Here is a 15,124-nt window from a genome sequence, read left to right as displayed (position 1 = left end):
CAGTGTCCAGCCAGCATTCGCATCGCCGAGCCATACTTGTACCCAGCGACAGCCCACGCCCTGCCTCATAAGCGGTGTAGGCAGTGGTGACATTTCAACCCTCAGATGCGTGTAAACAGGTTCGTGTTCCTCAACCGTCCCATGCTCAGCCTAGAAGCTCATCTTGGCGTAACCGCTTCGCCGCAAGCCCCGTTTCCCACGGACTTCGTCACCTTGCCAGTGTCGGCAAGTCACCGCCGCTTCGGCTCACTTCCTCTCACAGCAGAGAAAGGGCAGACCCAGTGATTACAGTAACAAACACATTGGGCTCTGCATTCCAAACATGCTCAAGCAGCTTTACCCCCAAAAGGGCGGGCTACGCTGGCTGGGCGTACTATACGTGATATCGGTTACGCGAAACTTAGTGAGCGCGGCTATTTTCACACCGCCGTTGCGGAGCGTGGCGACATGCAAGTTGCCGAGACCTTCTTGCTGATCATTTATCTCGTGTTCTCCAATCTCAAGACCTGGATGGACAGGTCTGGTGCTTCTTTTGGTAAAACCAGATTCAGCAGTGGTTAATAGCAGTTTTTGTTAAATCTATGCAATATAATGTGTTAGGCTTTTTGGTGTGTCGTATTTTGTTAATAGAAACATAATGTTGAGAGTGAATTTTGGGCTTCTCTACATATAATCGAGTATATGTAGAGTTGGCGGGTTTTTGCCCAAAAGGGTTTGCTTCAGATGGACCGTTTGCGATGCTTGATAGAGATGGATCGTAGGTCTATAAAAGCGGGGTTAAGTTCGTGTTCCCTTGGGAGCACCATAGATTATTTTGATATGGCAATTAAATTTATTAAATTGCTGTCATAGTAAGCTATCATCTGCCAACCTGAGCAAGATGTGTTAAACGGCGTCATTGTTTTACCATACGTCAGTATCACACTTTTAGCGCACAATTTCGTGAAGAATAAATATTAACCACTGATAGGTATAAATAATTTTCGGAATATGGATCAGGTTATGGGTAAAGCGCCCCGTATTGACTCTGTTTTGTGCTGAAAACTGACAAATCTCAGGCGCTGTTTGACACACATTAGGAACCCAAACTACAGCCAACTCTAAACATAACGTCCTGTCATTTGTTTTTTGGGGCGCATCCTTTATGTGCTAAACGTAGCTTAAACATATTCCAGAGTGGGTCACCTGCAAGAACATGCAGGAACACCATCCCGACGTGCCCAATCCACTGCAAAGCAATTGCAACAGCCCCCCAACGAAGGATGTCCAATAACCATCCAAATGGAATTCCGGACCACCACCCGCGAAACCCGCCTAAGAGTGTCAGACCAGCAGTGGCAACCAGAGTGACCGAGAGAAGAAATACTCCGTGCATCAATCCAGGCAGTCCTGCGCGTGGGCCGGGAGGCGCCAAAAACCCTTGAGATAGTCCCCTGATGTCTTGGAAAATTACTCTTAATCCGACGGGATTCAGGGGAAACAAATAACGCAACGTAATGCGTCCACTGCGGCTCAACATCAGCCAACCCCATTGCAAAAGAAGGACCACGATCAGTATCTGCCCCACGATGACATGCCACTCAAAGGGAAACCATCCATATAACCATCCCATGAATCCCGTGATCATTTGGAAAGTGACGGCGGAAAGCAGGAAAAAATGTAGCAGTTTGGCGATATTGGGCCAGCTGTCATCTGATGGGCTCTGTTTTACGTCCAGATGAGAAGAAGGCATGGATATTCCTCTATAGGGTAACGCTCATATATGATTGATGTTCACTATACAAGTACGCAGGTCATCCATAAAAAGATGCAAAAATAAAGGCAATCCTGGGTGCTGCATCCAGATGTAAAAATACTTCATAATCTTAACAGTGAGTTGTAGTTTTTATCTTAAACACTGAGATGGAGAATCAGTTCATGAAAAAATTGATGAATCGCCGTGATTGGCTGAAATCAACCGGAATATGGACGCCTATGGTAAGCTTGGGGTAACGCCTAATGCTGAGGATCTCAACGTTCCAGCTTGTAAAGCCCTTGTTGTTCATGGTCTTACTACCCATGGTCCTGCTTTCCACTGGAGGAAGCCTTTTTAACATGGCTAAGCAGGAAGTTTTTGCGCTATGCTTTTGCCTGTGAAATGCAGATTAAGGTGTGTTGTCCCATGAATCGAGATGTAAAATGTAAATTTTTGTTTATCAGGTTACGGTGATAACCAGTGCCTGAAGTCGCCGAACTGGAAAAACTCCTGCAGAAAGTGGCGCTTGCTGATCAGCAAGCCTTCCGTGATTTTTACGATGCTACGGCTGCGCATCTGTTTCCCGTTGCTTTGCGTATTTTAAGAGAGCAGGGCCGTGCGGCCGATTGTTTACAGGATGCATTTGTGAAAATCTGGTTAAAGGCGGGAGAATACCAGGCGGGCCGGGGCGCTCCCATGGCTTGGGCAGCGGCCATTGTCCGCTACCAGGCTATTGATGAATTGAGACGGCTTCCCAAAGATCAGCCAGGTTGGGAAGACGAAAACTGGGAGCAGTGGGGAGAGCAGGAATTTCCTGCTGACCCCCGGATGGCTTCGGAAAAGCAACTTTTATTGGATTGTCTGGAACGACTTCCCAGCGATCAAAGGCAGGCTATTTCCCAGGCTTTTTATCGCGCAGCCAGTTACGACGAAGTGGCGCGCTTTGCTGGTGAAGCGTTGGGTACGGTCAAAAGCTGGATTCGTCGGGGACTTTTAAGTTTGAGAGACTGTTTGCATCATGAATCTGAATAAGTGGCCAAAGCTTGCGGACCTGCTCGCGGGTTCCTATGTACTGGGGACCTTGCACGGGCGGGCACGGCTGCGTTTTGCCCGCATGCTGCGCTCTCGTCCCTGGTTGGCTGCTCGGGTGGCAGAGTGGGAGGACACCTTGATGCCCTACAGTCTGCAGGAGCCACCCATCGCCCCTCCGCGTTCGGTCTGGCAAGGGGTAGTAGCAGAATTGCCAGCGCGAACCGCTGACGCAGTTACAGCCCGCCATGTTTCCTGGTGGCAGAAACTGGGGCTGTGGCGCGCCATGTCGGCCGGCCTGGCGCTGGCGCTGGTTCTTCTGCTGCTCTGGCCAGCACCACCGCGTATGCCCTATATGGCGGTGCTAAACAATACATCGGGTCAGGCGGTGTGGATGCTGCGGGCCAATGATCATCACATGGCCTTGGTGACCATGCGCAGCATGTCTTTGCCTGCCGATAAATCCTTGCAGCTCTGGGCCATTGTTCCGGGTAAAAAGCCCATATCCATGGGGTTATTGCCGACCCATCCAGGGCGCACACCGATATTGGTGACTCCAGACCATCTGGATATGCGCTCGGTTGCCCTGATTGCGGTGACCGTGGAGCCAGAAGGCGGTTCGCCAACGGGCCAGCCTACTACGGCCGTATTGTATAAGGCAGATATTCTATCGACGCATTTAAGTAGTTGAGTCTGCAAAAATCATCTTATTGCATCCAAGCATGGAGCGAATGCGTATTTAGTTGAGGATGGCAATATTGCTGTCACCTGCTCAGGAGAACGTCATGAAAGAAATGGAAAATCAAGGTTTGGATCGTCGGGATTTTTTCAAGAAAAGTGCATTGTTTGGGCTGGGACTGGCTGCGGTCAGTAGTTTAACCATGCCAGCTCTGGCGGAAGCGGCTGCCATGCCCAAAGGCCCGAAACATGATTTATATTTGCTGAACTTTGCCCTGAATGCCGAACATCAGGCTATTGCAGCTTATCAGGTCGGGGCCGAAAGCAAGTTGCTGGACCCGGCATTGCTTAAAGTAGCTCTTTCATTTCAGGCAGATCATGAAGCCCATGCAGCTATTCTTGCCGAAACCATCAAAAAGCTGGGTGGAACTCCGGTTGCTCCGAAAGTTTCTCTAAAAGCGCCGATGACCGAGCTGGCCAGTAAGTGGGGATTTCCTCTGGACAAGCTGAAAACCCAGAATGATGTTCTGCATTTTGCTGCCGGTCTGGAAGTTGGTGCTGCCAAGGCCTATCTGGGAACAGTACCCGAGTTCAGTAATCCGGAACTGGCCCATGCAGCAGCCAATATTGAAGGGGATGAAGCCATGCATTTTGCGGTGTTGCGCAGTGCCCTTGGAGAATTCCCCGTTCCAGCGGCTTTTATCTCCGCCATGCCCAGTTAACGTTCCATAACTCCATCGCAGCAGCCTGCATCGCTTGCATAGCGATGCAGGCATTTTTTAATGCGCCTTGAAAAACGTCTGAAATTGGCTACTGAGGCCGGTGGAACAGAAAACCGAGTTAAGAGACCAATATAGATAGCCAAGTGTTAAACAGCATCATTATTCACAGATAAAGTGGTAAGCGCGATTAAGCAGCAGTCTTATGGAAAATTGTGGGGGAATTATCAAGGAATGATAATCGGTAATGGTGAACTATGGTTTGCCGGGATATGTTCCGATCAATCATGTTCAAAATATGTAGTCAAAATTACTTCAATTAACAACGGATAGGTTTTTTGCGTACGTCAGTGTACAATTTTTGCTGCAGAGTGCTAGGGTATGATTGGTTGTGGTCGCCCGGGATTTTGGTATGAGCAGATTGGAGCGGTACAAGACTTTCAGTGAGTTCTACTGTTTCTATTTGAGTGAGCATGAGAACACTGTGTCTAGAAGACTGCACTTCACTGGTACGAGTATGGCTCTGGCTCTCATACTTACCGCGATCGGTTCAGGGATATGGTGGTTGTTGCCTGTTGCTCCATTGCAAGGTTACTTGCTAGCCTGGATCGGCCATTTCTTCTTCGAGCACAATAAGCCTGCTACCTTCAGGTACCCTCTGTTCAGTTTCATGGGCGATTGGCGGCTATGGTGGGAAATTGTTACCGGGAAGCGGGCGCTGTAGTGCACAGGAGGAGCAACATTCTCCGAATACCGCTCCTTGCCAGCCCTCTGTCTGGCAAGTACCATCCCATGCAGAAATGGAACGCGTAAGAGCGGGAGCATAAAAATCATGTTTCACGGCAGTATGGTAGCTTTGGTGACGCCCATGCGCGCAGATGGCGCCGTGGACGATAGGGCATTGCGGGATCTAGTGGAGTGGCATATCAGTGAAGGCACGCATGCGCTGGTAGCGGTGGGTACCACCGGCGAGTCTGCCACTCTGGAAATGAAAGAACATGTTACGGTGATTCGTGGCGTCGTTGAGCAGGTCAGGGGGCGGATACCCGTCATTGCCGGAACCGGTGCCAATGCCACCCATGAAGCCATCAGCCTGACCAAAGCGGCCATGGAAGCCAAGGCAGATGCGGCCCTTCTGGTTTCTCCTTACTATAACAAACCGACTCAGGAAGGGCTTTTCCAGCACTATACGGCTATTGCCGAGGCCTGCCACTTCCCCATGATACTTTATAATGTGCCCGGCCGTACGGCGGGGGATATTCTCCCGGAAACTTTGGCCCGCCTGGCCCCGCGCGCCTGCGTGGTGGGTATCAAGGAAGCCAGTGGTAAAGTCGAGCGGGTAGCCGAAATCCTCCATCAGTGTGGTGATCAGGTTGAAGTGTATACCGGAGATGATGCGGCGGCCTTGGCGGCCATGTCTTTGGGGGCCAAGGGTGTGATTTCCGTGACGGCCAATGTGGCCCCGCGCCTGATGGCTGAAATGTGCAATCTGGCGCTCGCAGGGGATTTTGTGGCCGCCAGAGCGGTCAACGTGCAGTTGGTGGATCTACATCGTGACTTGTTTGTAGAGTCCAATCCCATCCCGGTGAAATGGGCCTTGCAGGAAATGGGACGAATGGGACCCGCGTTGCGATTGCCCTTGACCCCGTTGTCCGGAATGTATCACGAGCGTCTGCGCAGCAGTTTGCGCGCAGCGCATTGTCTTTGATTTTCTTCGCGCTCTGTCGCGTTTAGTGGGGTTTTGCATGCGCCGTTATGTTGCTCTTGCCGTAGTTACCAGTATGGGTTTGGGAGGGTGTTCGTATATTCCTTTCCTGCATACCAGTACGGGTCCGAAATATGAAGATTCGCAGGTGATGAAACCCTTGGCCGTTCCGCCGGACCTGCTGGCTCAGGTACCGGCACCGGGGGTGACTATTCCAGGAGGACCCGTGAATCCCGCTGCCGTGTCGGATAGCACCATGGGCGGATATGGGGTTTTCCAGCCGCGTGAAGCGCCCGGCCAAAAGCCCCTAGAAGAAAAACCGCTGGCCGGGGTCAGTTCGCAAATTGTCGGTACTGGTGCAGATCTGAGCCTGACGACGCAGGCTAAACCTGCGCAGATATGGACTGCAGTCAAGGAAACACTGGCAGCCAACAAGACCCCTGTAGAAAAATTTGCACCCGAGCAGGGTGAACTGGTGACTGGCTGGCATAATTTCCGTACCGGTATTGCGGCCTTTTTCGGCAATACCCTGGCGCCTTCACATCGGGAACGCTACGCTTTTCATTTGCAGACCGCCACCGATGGCAACCAGGTTTTGAGTATCCAGCAGGAGCGTTACTGGAATAACCCCCAGGGCAGTTCGGTGGAATGGAAAAAGGTCCCTGCCGATGCCGATCATAATCGCGACTTGCTGCAGGCAGTGCAGAAGCGTCTGAACCAGTCGGTGCTGCTGGCAGAAATGCCCAAAATCAAGGTGACGCGCTATCGCGATGATGGAGGTCCTTATCTGGTTCTGAATGCGGTTCCTGCCAAAGCCCAACCCGCTGTTGAGGTGGCCCTGCAGGGCCTGGGTTATCCGGTCCGCAGCGAAGGAATGGGGGATTGGTCGGTGATGATTCATAAAGACGGCAAGCAGACCCAGCAAAAGCAGGGTTTTGTGGGCGGGATTCTGAACCGTACCTGGGATAACATCAAGGCTATCTGGAGCAGCCCGAAAGATCAGGAGCCGGTTTCGGTGCGGGTCCGCCTGCTGGCCATGAAAGACAACTCTGGTAGCGTCCTGGAAACCGGGCCGGGGGTGGGTAAGACTGCACCCAAGTGGTCGGTGGAAGTGCTCAACAAGTTGCAGACGGCCCTGACTCCGCAATCCGGGGGCAATGCATGATTGAGCGTTATACGCGCCCGGAAATGGGTGCTTTATGGACTCAGGACGCTAAATATCAGGCGTGGCTGGATGTCGAGCTGGCCGCCTGCCGCGCGCTGGCTGCGCGTGGCGGGATTCCGGCCGAGGCCCTGGCAGAAATTGAAGCAAAGGCGGCTTTTGACAGTGCCCGCATTGCTGAAATCGAGCTGGAAGTGAAACATGACGTCATTGCATTTTTGACATCTGTGGCAGAATTTGTGGGGCCTTCCAGTCGCTTTATTCACGTGGGACTCACTTCTTCAGATGTAGTGGATACGGGGTTCGGCTTGCAGCTCAAACGCTCCGGTGAACTGCTTCTGAAAGGCATGGATCGGACTTGCGCCGCGCTGGAGCAACTGGCCTGGAAATACAAGGATACGGTCATGATGGGCCGTTCCCACGGCATTCATGCCGAGCCCATTACTTTTGGTCTGAAAGTGGCCGTCTGGTATGCCGAGGCGCAGCGTAATCACCAGCGTCTGCAGCGTGCCATTGCGGCAGTTTCTGCGGGAATGCTGTCCGGAGCAGTGGGTACTTTTGCCAATATTGATCCGGATATTGAAGAAGCCGTCTGTCATGAGTTGGGCCTTCATCCAGAGCTGGCCAGCACCCAGGTGATCTCCAGAGATCGTCATGCCGAGTTTTTCAGTACCCTCGCCATCATCGCCGGTTCCATCGAGAAAATCGCGGTGGAAATTCGGCATCTGCAGCGTACGGAAGTACTGGAAGCCGAAGAACCGTTTACGGCGGGGCAGAAGGGCAGTTCTGCCATGCCGCACAAGCGCAATCCGATTCTTTCCGAAAATCTTACCGGCTTGGCGCGCCTGCTGCGCGGCTATGCCGGCATGGCGCTGGAAGACATTGCCCTCTGGCATGAGCGGGATATTTCCCATTCCAGCGTGGAGCGGGTTATTGGTCCGGACGCCTGCATTGTCATGGATTTCATGTTCCATCGGGCCAGTGGGTTGCTGGAAAAACTGGTGGTTTATCCTCAGCATATGATGGATAACCTGAATAAAATGCATGGTCTGATTTTCTCTCAACGGGTATTGCTGGCTTTGACGGCCAAGGGCATGTTGCGGGAAAATGCTTACCGTGTCGTCCAGCGCAATGCCATGCAGGTCTGGGAAAATAATGCCGATTTCAAGGCGCTGCTGGCTGCCGATCCGGATGTTTCGCAGTATCTGCAGGAAAAGGATCTGGCGGAACTGTTTGATCTTGCTTACCACACCCGCAACATTGATCGCATCTTTGCGCGGGTCTTCCCGAAGGGGCAGCCGCAATGAGTGAACGTCAGGCATTGTACGAAGGCAAGGCCAAAATTGTTTATGCCAGCAGCGTGGAAGATGAGCTGATCCTGCACTTCAAGGATGACACTTCGGCTTTTGATGGAGAAAAAGTCGAGCAGCTTGCCCGCAAGGGTGAGGTCAATAATGCTTTCAATGCTTTTATCATGGAGTACCTGCAATCCGAGGGCGTACCGACCCATTTTATCCGGCGTCTGGATGCACGCGAAAGTCTGGTGCGCCGTCTGGAAATGATTCCGGTGGAATGCGTGGTTCGCAATCGTGCCGCAGGCTCTTTAACGAAGCGCCTGGGTATCGAGGAAGGGCGGATACTGGAGCCCCCGACCCTGGAGTTTTTTCTGAAAAATGATGCCTTGCATGATCCCATGATCAACACCGCACATATTCGCACTTTTGGCTGGGCCAGTGCAGAAGAGGTGGAAGCCATGCGGCGCTGGACCATGCGTGTAAATACCCTGTTGAAAGCTTTATTTGCCAAGGCCAACCTGATTCTGGTGGATTTCAAGCTGGAATTTGGACGTTTTCACGGCGAATTATATCTGGGTGATGAATTCAGCCCCGACGGTTGTCGCTTATGGGATGCCCAAAGTCTGGAAAAAATGGATAAGGATCGCTTCCGGCGTAATCTCGGCGGGGTGGTGGAAGCCTATCTGGAAGTGGCCCAACGTCTGGGTGTGCCCCTTTAAGTTTATTGTCGGTTCCAGGTCTGATTTTTGAGCGAGGAAACACTTCATGCTGCTGCTGCGCGGCTCTGCGGCCCTTTCTGCCTTTCGTCTGCAACATCTGCTGAAACTCCTGCAAGAAGCCGACCTTCCGGTTGCTTATCTGAATGCGCGCTTTGTGCATCTGCTTGACCTGAGTGAAGCCCTCAACGCCGAACAAACTGGTGTGGTCACCGCTCTGCTGCACTATGGAACGCCATTTACCGAAGAGTCCCAGGATGGAATTCAGGAAATTTGCGTATTGCCGCGCCTGGGTACCATTTCTCCCTGGTCGAGCAAAGCCAGCGAAATTTTCCGGCATTGCGGGCTTGCCAACGTCCGCAGGGTCGAGCGCGGTGTGTCCTATACGCTGATGCGTGCCGGAGCAGGTACTTTCAGCACCACAGAAATGGAGCAAATCCGCCGGCAGCTTCATGACCCCATGACCGAATCTGTGCTTTCTGACTGGGATGCAGCCGAGGCCATTTTCAAGCATCCCGAACCGGCGCATTTGCGGCGGGTGGCGCTGCAGGCAGAGGGCATGACGGCCTTGACTGAAGCCAATCGCAGCATGGGACTGGCGTTGTCTCCTGCTGAACTGGATTACCTGAAGGATTATTTTTCAGATTTGGGCCGAGATCCCAGTGATGCCGAACTGATGATGTTTGCCCAGGCGAATTCCGAGCATTGTCGCCATAAGGTATTTAACGCCCACTACCATCTGGATGGCGAAAATCAGTCCCAGAGTCTGTTTGGCATGATCCGTGAAACCCATCGCCTGACTCCGCAAGGCACTTTATCTGCCTACAAGGACAATGCAGCAGTCATGGCGAGTATCATGACCAGTCAGCCCTTTGCCGTGGCCGCAGATGGTCAATATCGGCTAACGCAAGAAAACACCGCCATTTTGATGAAGGTGGAAACCCACAATCATCCAACGGCCATTTCTCCCTTCCCGGGCGCGGCCACGGGCAGTGGTGGGGAAATTCGGGATGAAGGGGCCACGGGGCGGGGTGGCAAACCCAAGGCGGGTCTGACCGGGTTCTCGGTATCTCATCTCCGTATTCCGGGTTATATCCAGTCCTGGGAACAGTCTTTTTATGGCAAGCCTGTGCGTATTCGTTCCGCCCTGGAAATCATGCGCGATGGACCGCTGGGTGCGGCTGCTTTCAACAATGAATTTGGACGTCCGGCCATTGCCGGCTACTTCCGGGTTTTTGAGTGTGATCACAATGGGGTGCATCGCGGTTACCACAAGCCCATCATGCTGGCCGGAGGGCTGGGGCAAATCCGCCCGCAGATGGTGGAAAAGCAGCCTTTGCCGATAGGCGCGAAAGTCCTGGTGATTGGTGGCCCGGCCATGCTCATCGGTCTGGGTGGTGGCGCAGCTTCCAGTGTGGCCAGCGGATCGGGCGATGAACAACTGGATTTTGCCTCGGTGCAACGGGGTAATCCCGAAATGCAACGGCGGGCCCAGGAAGTGATTGAACGCTGCGTGGCTCTGGGCCGAGATTCCCCCATCCTCTCCATTCATGATGTGGGCGCTGGGGGATTATCCAACGCGGTTCCCGAGTTGTTACATGATGGGGGGCGGGGCGGGCGCCTGCAGTTGCGCATGGTACCTAATGAAGAACCCGCCATGTCGCCCATGCAAATCTGGAGTAATGAAGCGCAGGAGCGCTATGTGTTGGCGGTTACTCCGGAGGATTTGCCGCGCTTCGAGGCCATTTGCCAGCGTGAGCGTTGCCCCTACGCCGTACTGGGCGAGGCTGTGGATGAAGATATTCTTCTGGTCGAAGATGCGCTCCTGCAGAATACGCCTGTAGATATGGCGCTCAGTGCGTTACTGGGTTGTCCGCCGCGCATGGACAGAGATAGTCGGCATCAGATGGTTCAGACCCAATCTCTGGACCTGTCTGGAGCCGTTCTGCGCGATGCTGCCTACGCGGTGCTCCGTCATCCCTCAGTAGCCAGTAAGGAGTTCCTGATTACCATTGGCGACCGGAGCGTGGGCGGCCTGATTCACCGCGATCAGATGGTCGGTCCCTGGCAGGTGCCGGTTGCTGACTGTGGGGTGACCGCAGCGGATTTCTGGAATACCCATGGTGAGGCGATGGCCATTGGCGAAAGGGCGCCAGTGGCGGTTCTGAACCCCGTAGCCAGTGCGCGCCTGGCCATTGCTGAAGCACTGACCAATCTTTGGGCGGCAGATGTGCGGGCACTGGATAACATCAAGCTCTCGGCCAACTGGATGGCGGCAGTGGATCATCCCGGCGAAGATGCAGCCCTCTTTGATGCCGTCAAGGCGGTAGCCCTGGAGGTCTGTCCTGCCCTGGATCTGGCCATTCCAGTGGGAAAAGACTCCTTGTCCATGCGCACGCTCTGGCAGGAGGAAGGGCAGGGAAAAGCGGTCGTCTCTCCTCTTTCCCTGATTATTACGGCTTTTACGCCGGTGCAGGACCTGCGCAAGACCTGGACGTCCCAGTGGGCGGCTCAGGAAGAGACGGATTTATGGCTGGTCGATTTAGGACAGGGCCGTCTGGGGGCTTCCATCCTCGCTCAGACAATGGGGCAAATGGGCGCGGAAACGCCGGACATGGATCAGCCCGAACTGTTGCGTAAACTTTTTGCGGCGCTCTGCAGTTTGCGTGAACAGGAACTCGTGCTCGCCTATCATGACCGTGCCGATGGCGGGCTGTGGGCTACGCTCTGTGAAATGTCATTTGCGAGTCGTTGCGGAGCGGATATGGTGCTGCCTGCCGGGGCCGATGTCTGGTCTTTCCTGTTTGCGGAGGAGTCGGGCGTATTACTTCAGGTAGCGGCCAAAGATCGGGAAACCGTGCGGGGCATTTTTGCGGAAATGGATCTGGACACCCGGGCTCAGTGCCTTGGTGTCGTGCAGGTCGGGCATTGGCAGCTGCGGGTACTGCAGGGTGAACAGGTATTACTGGACGAACCCGTTGCGGAGTTGCTGCAGGCATGGACTGAAAACAGTTATCAGATGGCGTCGTTGCGTGACGATCCGCAATGCGCCAAAGAAGCATTTGCCGCTGCGACCGCGACGGAAGCACCGCTTTTCGCCCGCGTTCCCTTCAGTCTGCAGATGCCCGTGATTCAACAGGGTGTGCAGCCCAAGGTGGCTATTTTGCGGGAGCAGGGCGTCAATGGTCAGACTGAGATGGCGGCAGCTTTTCACCGTGCCGGATTCACGGCTGTGGATGTCCACATGAGTGATCTGGCTAATGGACGCTATCAGCTCAATGATTTTCAGGCTTTGGCAGCCTGTGGCGGCTTTTCCTATGGCGATGTGCTGGGTGCCGGGGCTGGCTGGGCCAAGTCCATCCTGTTTCATTCAGCATTGCTGGACCAGTTTGCGGCGTTTTTTGCAGATGAATCGCGTCTGGCCCTGGGTGTCTGCAATGGCTGCCAGATGATGGCTGAATTGCGGGAAATCATTCCCGGAGCCGGGCATTGGCCATTATTTACCCGCAATCGTTCTGAGCAATTTGAAGCCCGCCTGGCCATGGTGGAAGTGCTGGACTCTCCTTCTCTGTGGTTTAGCGGGATGGCCGGAACCTATGCACCGATTGTCATCGCCCATGGTGAAGGCCGTGCCCACTTTGACAGTACCACCGAAGGATCTCCTGCACCGGTCACCATGCGCTACGTGGACGCCATGGGGCAAGTGGCACGCCACTATCCGGCTAACCCCAACGGATCGCCGGAAGGGATTACCGGGCTCTGCAACGAAGATGGTCGGGTAGCCATTTTGATGCCGCATCCCGAGCGGGTCGTGCGTAGCCTGCAAATGAGCTGGGCTCCGGCAGATTGGGGCGAATTGACCCCGTGGATGCAGATATTCACCAATGCCCGCAAAGTGCTGGGGTCCTGATGTAAATAAAAACAAAGGCACTTGGCCGCATGTGCCAAGTGCCTGTTTTAATTGGTCGGGGCGATAGGATTCGAACCTACGACATCCTGCTCCCAAAGCAGGCGCGCTACCAAGCTGCGCTACGCCCCGTCGCGGCTGAGAATAGCCGCTTGCTGCTCTGAGGTCAATCTAAACGGGACAGTTTCCGACGCAGGCGATCCAGTTCGCTACGGGCCAGGGCGATGCCATCATTAAGGCGTTGCCGTTCCCGGTCGCTCAGATCTTTACCCTTTTGGACCAGCTCTTCACTGTAAATGGCGATGGTATCCAGCAACTCTTCCACGCGTTCATTCATCCGTTCACGGGAAGCGACCACTTTGTCCCAGGCGCGATTGGCCTGATGGCGGATTTGTTCGCGGGTGCGATCGCCTGCCTGGGGGGCAAAAAGCAAAGCGGTTACTGCACCGGCAGCGGCACCCGCCAGCAGGGCGATACCCAAGGCACTATATCCAAGACCATTACTATCGTTGTCGTAATCCATCATAGTCAGACTCCTTCATCAGGTGATGACAGTGGGGGCCTTGCGGCCCGTAAGCTTTTCAATGCGGGTCAGATCCTTGCCCAAGGCAATCAGTTCACGCAGAACCCGTTGTGGATCCAGTTGCTGGCGCGCAGCATCCTGCTCCAGATGTTCATGATAAATCCGCAGAGTTGCACCCTCGGTTCCGGTTCCGGAAAGACGGAAAACCAGGCGCGCTCCATCGCTAAACAGCAGGCGCAATCCCTGATGGCTGCTAATGCTTCCATCTATCTGATCCGTATAGGCAAAATCATCAGCGGTCTGGACAATCCTTCCCGCCAGCGTTTGCCCTGCCAGCACCGGAAGCTGAGCAGTGAGTGTCGCCATGATTTCTTCCCCGGCGCTGGCAGGTATTCCCTCGTAGTCATGGCGGGTGTAGTAATGGCGGCCAAATTCCTGCCAGTGCCGGGCCACGATTTCTGCCACGGATTGGCCGGTCGCGGCGATCACCGACAGCCAGGCGAGAATTGCCCAGAGCCCATCCTTTTCGCGGACATGATCAGAACCGGTGCCGAAACTTTCTTCGCCACAAAAGGTAATCCTGCCGGCATCCAGAAGATTCCCAAAAAATTTCCAGCCGGTCGGCGTTTCATAATGCGGTATGCCCAGTTTTTGTGCTACCACATCAACGGCCTGACTGGTGGGCATGGAGCGTGCAACGCCCTTCAATCCTCTGCGGTAGCCGGGAATATGCGTAGCGTTGGCAGCCAATACCGCCAGAGAGTCGCTGGGTGTGACAAAAAACTGGCGACCCAGAATCATGTTGCGGTCACCATCGCCGTCGGATGCTGCGCCAAAGTCGGGAGCCTCTTTGCTGAACAGATAATCAGTAAGGGGCTTGGCATAGACCAGATTGGGATCGGGATGACCACCACCAAAATCCGTCAGGGGAATGCCATTGACGACCGTACCCGCAGGGGCACCCAGCTGGTTTTCAAGAAGTTCCAGGGCATAAGGACCAGTGATGGCGTGCATGGCGTCAAAACGCATGCGGAAACTGCCTTTAAAAAGACGACGCAGCGCTTCGAAGTCAAAAATGCGGGCCATCAGCTCGGCATAGTCCCGGACTGGATCGCAAATTTCAACGGTCATGTCGCCAAGTTGAAAAATGCCATCGTGATCGATGTCGACATCAGCAGTATCCAGAGTTTGATAGCTCTGGATGCTTTTACTACTGGCCCAGATGGCATCCGTGATTTTTTCAGGAGCGGGCCCCCCGTTGCTGATGTTGTATTTGATGCCGAAGTCATGATCGGGGCCAGCCGGATTGTGGGAGGCGCTGAGGATAATGCCGCCATGGGCATGGTGGGCACGAATGACTGCAGAAACAGCCGGCGTGGAAAACAGTCCTCCCCGGCCGACCATGACTTTGCCCCAGCCATTGGCAGCGGCCATCCGCAAAATGATCTGGATGGCTTCGCGATTGAAAAAGCGTCCATCGCCACCAAGAATCAGCATTTTGCCCTTGCGGTCAGGAATCGCTGCAAAGATCGATTGGACAAAATTCTCGAGATAATGAGGCTGCTGAAAAACCGATACTTTTTTACGCAGACCCGAGGTGCCGGGGCGTTGATCGGGGAAAGCCTGTGTAGGAATCGTCAGCACCGCCATGGTAC

Annotated in this window: 12 protein-coding genes, 1 tRNA gene and 1 pseudogene; 10 read left to right on the top strand and 4 right to left on the bottom strand. The window is 54.0% G+C overall.

The annotated features are described in order from the left end of the window. Window positions 1–387 precede the first annotated feature (387 nt). Window positions 388–513 (top strand): annotated as a pseudogene (locus H7F11_RS02585) (IS1595 family transposase); the annotation flags it as partial. Between the two features lie 604 nt (window positions 514–1,117). Here H7F11_RS02585 and H7F11_RS02580 read toward each other — a convergent pair. Next, entirely contained in the window at window positions 1,118–1,732 is a 615-nt protein-coding gene (locus tag H7F11_RS02580; RefSeq protein ID WP_193649515.1) for a cytochrome b/b6 domain-containing protein, read from the bottom strand. Window positions 1,733–2,215: 483 nt separating this feature from the next. On the opposite strand from H7F11_RS02580, the gene H7F11_RS02575 reads away from it, so the two are divergent. The 9 genes from H7F11_RS02575 to purL all read left to right on the top strand — a co-directional run bounded on the left by H7F11_RS02575 (window position 2,216) and on the right by purL (window position 12,949). Further along, complete coding sequence (locus tag H7F11_RS02575) at window positions 2,216–2,767, top strand: sigma-70 family RNA polymerase sigma factor (protein ID WP_193649516.1); 552 nt, start codon at window positions 2,216–2,218, stop codon at window positions 2,765–2,767. Further along, the gene (locus H7F11_RS02570; protein WP_193649517.1) at window positions 2,754–3,455 is read left to right on the top strand and encodes an anti-sigma factor domain-containing protein; all 702 of its coding nucleotides are present in this window, start codon (window positions 2,754–2,756) and stop codon (window positions 3,453–3,455) included. Before H7F11_RS02575 ends, H7F11_RS02570 begins: the two co-directional genes overlap by 14 nt. Window positions 3,456–3,549: 94 nt before the next feature. Next, a complete protein-coding gene (locus tag H7F11_RS02565; RefSeq protein ID WP_193649518.1) occupies window positions 3,550–4,164 on the top strand; it encodes a ferritin-like domain-containing protein in 615 nt (204 codons plus the stop codon). A gap of 409 nt (window positions 4,165–4,573) precedes the next feature. Next, window positions 4,574–4,885: a DUF962 domain-containing protein gene (locus tag H7F11_RS02560; protein WP_193649519.1), complete on the top strand. Its 312-nt coding sequence runs from the start codon at window positions 4,574–4,576 to the stop codon at window positions 4,883–4,885. Between the two features lie 108 nt (window positions 4,886–4,993). Continuing rightward, a complete protein-coding gene (gene dapA / locus H7F11_RS02555) occupies window positions 4,994–5,869 on the top strand; it encodes a 4-hydroxy-tetrahydrodipicolinate synthase (RefSeq protein WP_193649520.1) in 876 nt (291 codons plus the stop codon). A gap of 37 nt (window positions 5,870–5,906) precedes the next feature. Further along, window positions 5,907–7,031 carry an outer membrane protein assembly factor BamC gene (gene bamC, locus H7F11_RS02550; RefSeq protein ID WP_193649521.1) on the top strand — a complete coding sequence of 375 codons (1,125 nt, stop codon included), beginning with the start codon at window positions 5,907–5,909 and terminating at the stop codon, window positions 7,029–7,031. Then, window positions 7,028–8,335: an adenylosuccinate lyase gene (purB, locus tag H7F11_RS02545; RefSeq protein ID WP_193649522.1), complete on the top strand. Its 1,308-nt coding sequence runs from the start codon at window positions 7,028–7,030 to the stop codon at window positions 8,333–8,335. Before bamC ends, purB begins: the two co-directional genes overlap by 4 nt. Then, a complete protein-coding gene (gene purC, locus H7F11_RS02540; protein WP_075323172.1) occupies window positions 8,332–9,042 on the top strand; it encodes a phosphoribosylaminoimidazolesuccinocarboxamide synthase in 711 nt (236 codons plus the stop codon). Before purB ends, purC begins: the two co-directional genes overlap by 4 nt. Window positions 9,043–9,088: 46 nt before the next feature. Further along, the gene (gene purL, locus H7F11_RS02535) at window positions 9,089–12,949 is read left to right on the top strand and encodes a phosphoribosylformylglycinamidine synthase (RefSeq protein WP_193649523.1); all 3,861 of its coding nucleotides are present in this window, start codon (window positions 9,089–9,091) and stop codon (window positions 12,947–12,949) included. Between the two features lie 52 nt (window positions 12,950–13,001). On the opposite strand, the gene H7F11_RS02530 is transcribed toward purL, so the two are convergent. The 3 genes from H7F11_RS02530 to H7F11_RS02520 form a co-directional block, all read right to left on the bottom strand. Then, window positions 13,002–13,078: transfer RNA gene (locus H7F11_RS02530), tRNA-Pro, on the bottom strand. 34 nt (window positions 13,079–13,112) lie between these two features. Next, complete coding sequence (locus H7F11_RS02525) at window positions 13,113–13,472, bottom strand: YtxH domain-containing protein (RefSeq protein ID WP_024894610.1); 360 nt, start codon at window positions 13,470–13,472, stop codon at window positions 13,113–13,115. Window positions 13,473–13,487: 15 nt separating this feature from the next. Beyond that, a complete protein-coding gene (locus H7F11_RS02520; protein WP_193649524.1) occupies window positions 13,488–15,119 on the bottom strand; it encodes an alpha-D-glucose phosphate-specific phosphoglucomutase in 1,632 nt (543 codons plus the stop codon). Between the last annotated feature and the right edge of the window lie 5 nt (window positions 15,120–15,124).

Origin of the sequence: Acidithiobacillus sp. HP-2, assembly GCF_015100155.1 — a bacterium.
Lineage (GTDB): Bacteria > Pseudomonadota > Gammaproteobacteria > Acidithiobacillales > Acidithiobacillaceae > Acidithiobacillus.
Note: the sequence above shows the minus strand (reverse complement) of the source record. Positions and strands in the feature narration are given on the sequence as shown.

Coding starts and splice junctions, on each gene's coding strand:
- H7F11_RS02580 (WP_193649515.1), bottom strand. CDS start 1,732: ATGCCTTCTTCTCATCTGGACGTAAAACAGAGCCCATCAGATGACAGC.
- H7F11_RS02570 (WP_193649517.1), top strand. CDS start 2,754: ATGAATCTGAATAAGTGGCCAAAGCTTGCGGACCTGCTCGCGGGTTCC.
- H7F11_RS02565 (WP_193649518.1), top strand. CDS start 3,550: ATGAAAGAAATGGAAAATCAAGGTTTGGATCGTCGGGATTTTTTCAAG.
- H7F11_RS02560 (WP_193649519.1), top strand. CDS start 4,574: ATGAGCAGATTGGAGCGGTACAAGACTTTCAGTGAGTTCTACTGTTTC.
- dapA (WP_193649520.1), top strand. CDS start 4,994: ATGTTTCACGGCAGTATGGTAGCTTTGGTGACGCCCATGCGCGCAGAT.
- bamC (WP_193649521.1), top strand. CDS start 5,907: ATGCGCCGTTATGTTGCTCTTGCCGTAGTTACCAGTATGGGTTTGGGA.
- purB (WP_193649522.1), top strand. CDS start 7,028: ATGATTGAGCGTTATACGCGCCCGGAAATGGGTGCTTTATGGACTCAG.
- purC (WP_075323172.1), top strand. CDS start 8,332: ATGAGTGAACGTCAGGCATTGTACGAAGGCAAGGCCAAAATTGTTTAT.
- purL (WP_193649523.1), top strand. CDS start 9,089: ATGCTGCTGCTGCGCGGCTCTGCGGCCCTTTCTGCCTTTCGTCTGCAA.
- H7F11_RS02525 (WP_024894610.1), bottom strand. CDS start 13,472: ATGATGGATTACGACAACGATAGTAATGGTCTTGGATATAGTGCCTTG.
- H7F11_RS02520 (WP_193649524.1), bottom strand. CDS start 15,119: ATGGCGGTGCTGACGATTCCTACACAGGCTTTCCCCGATCAACGCCCC.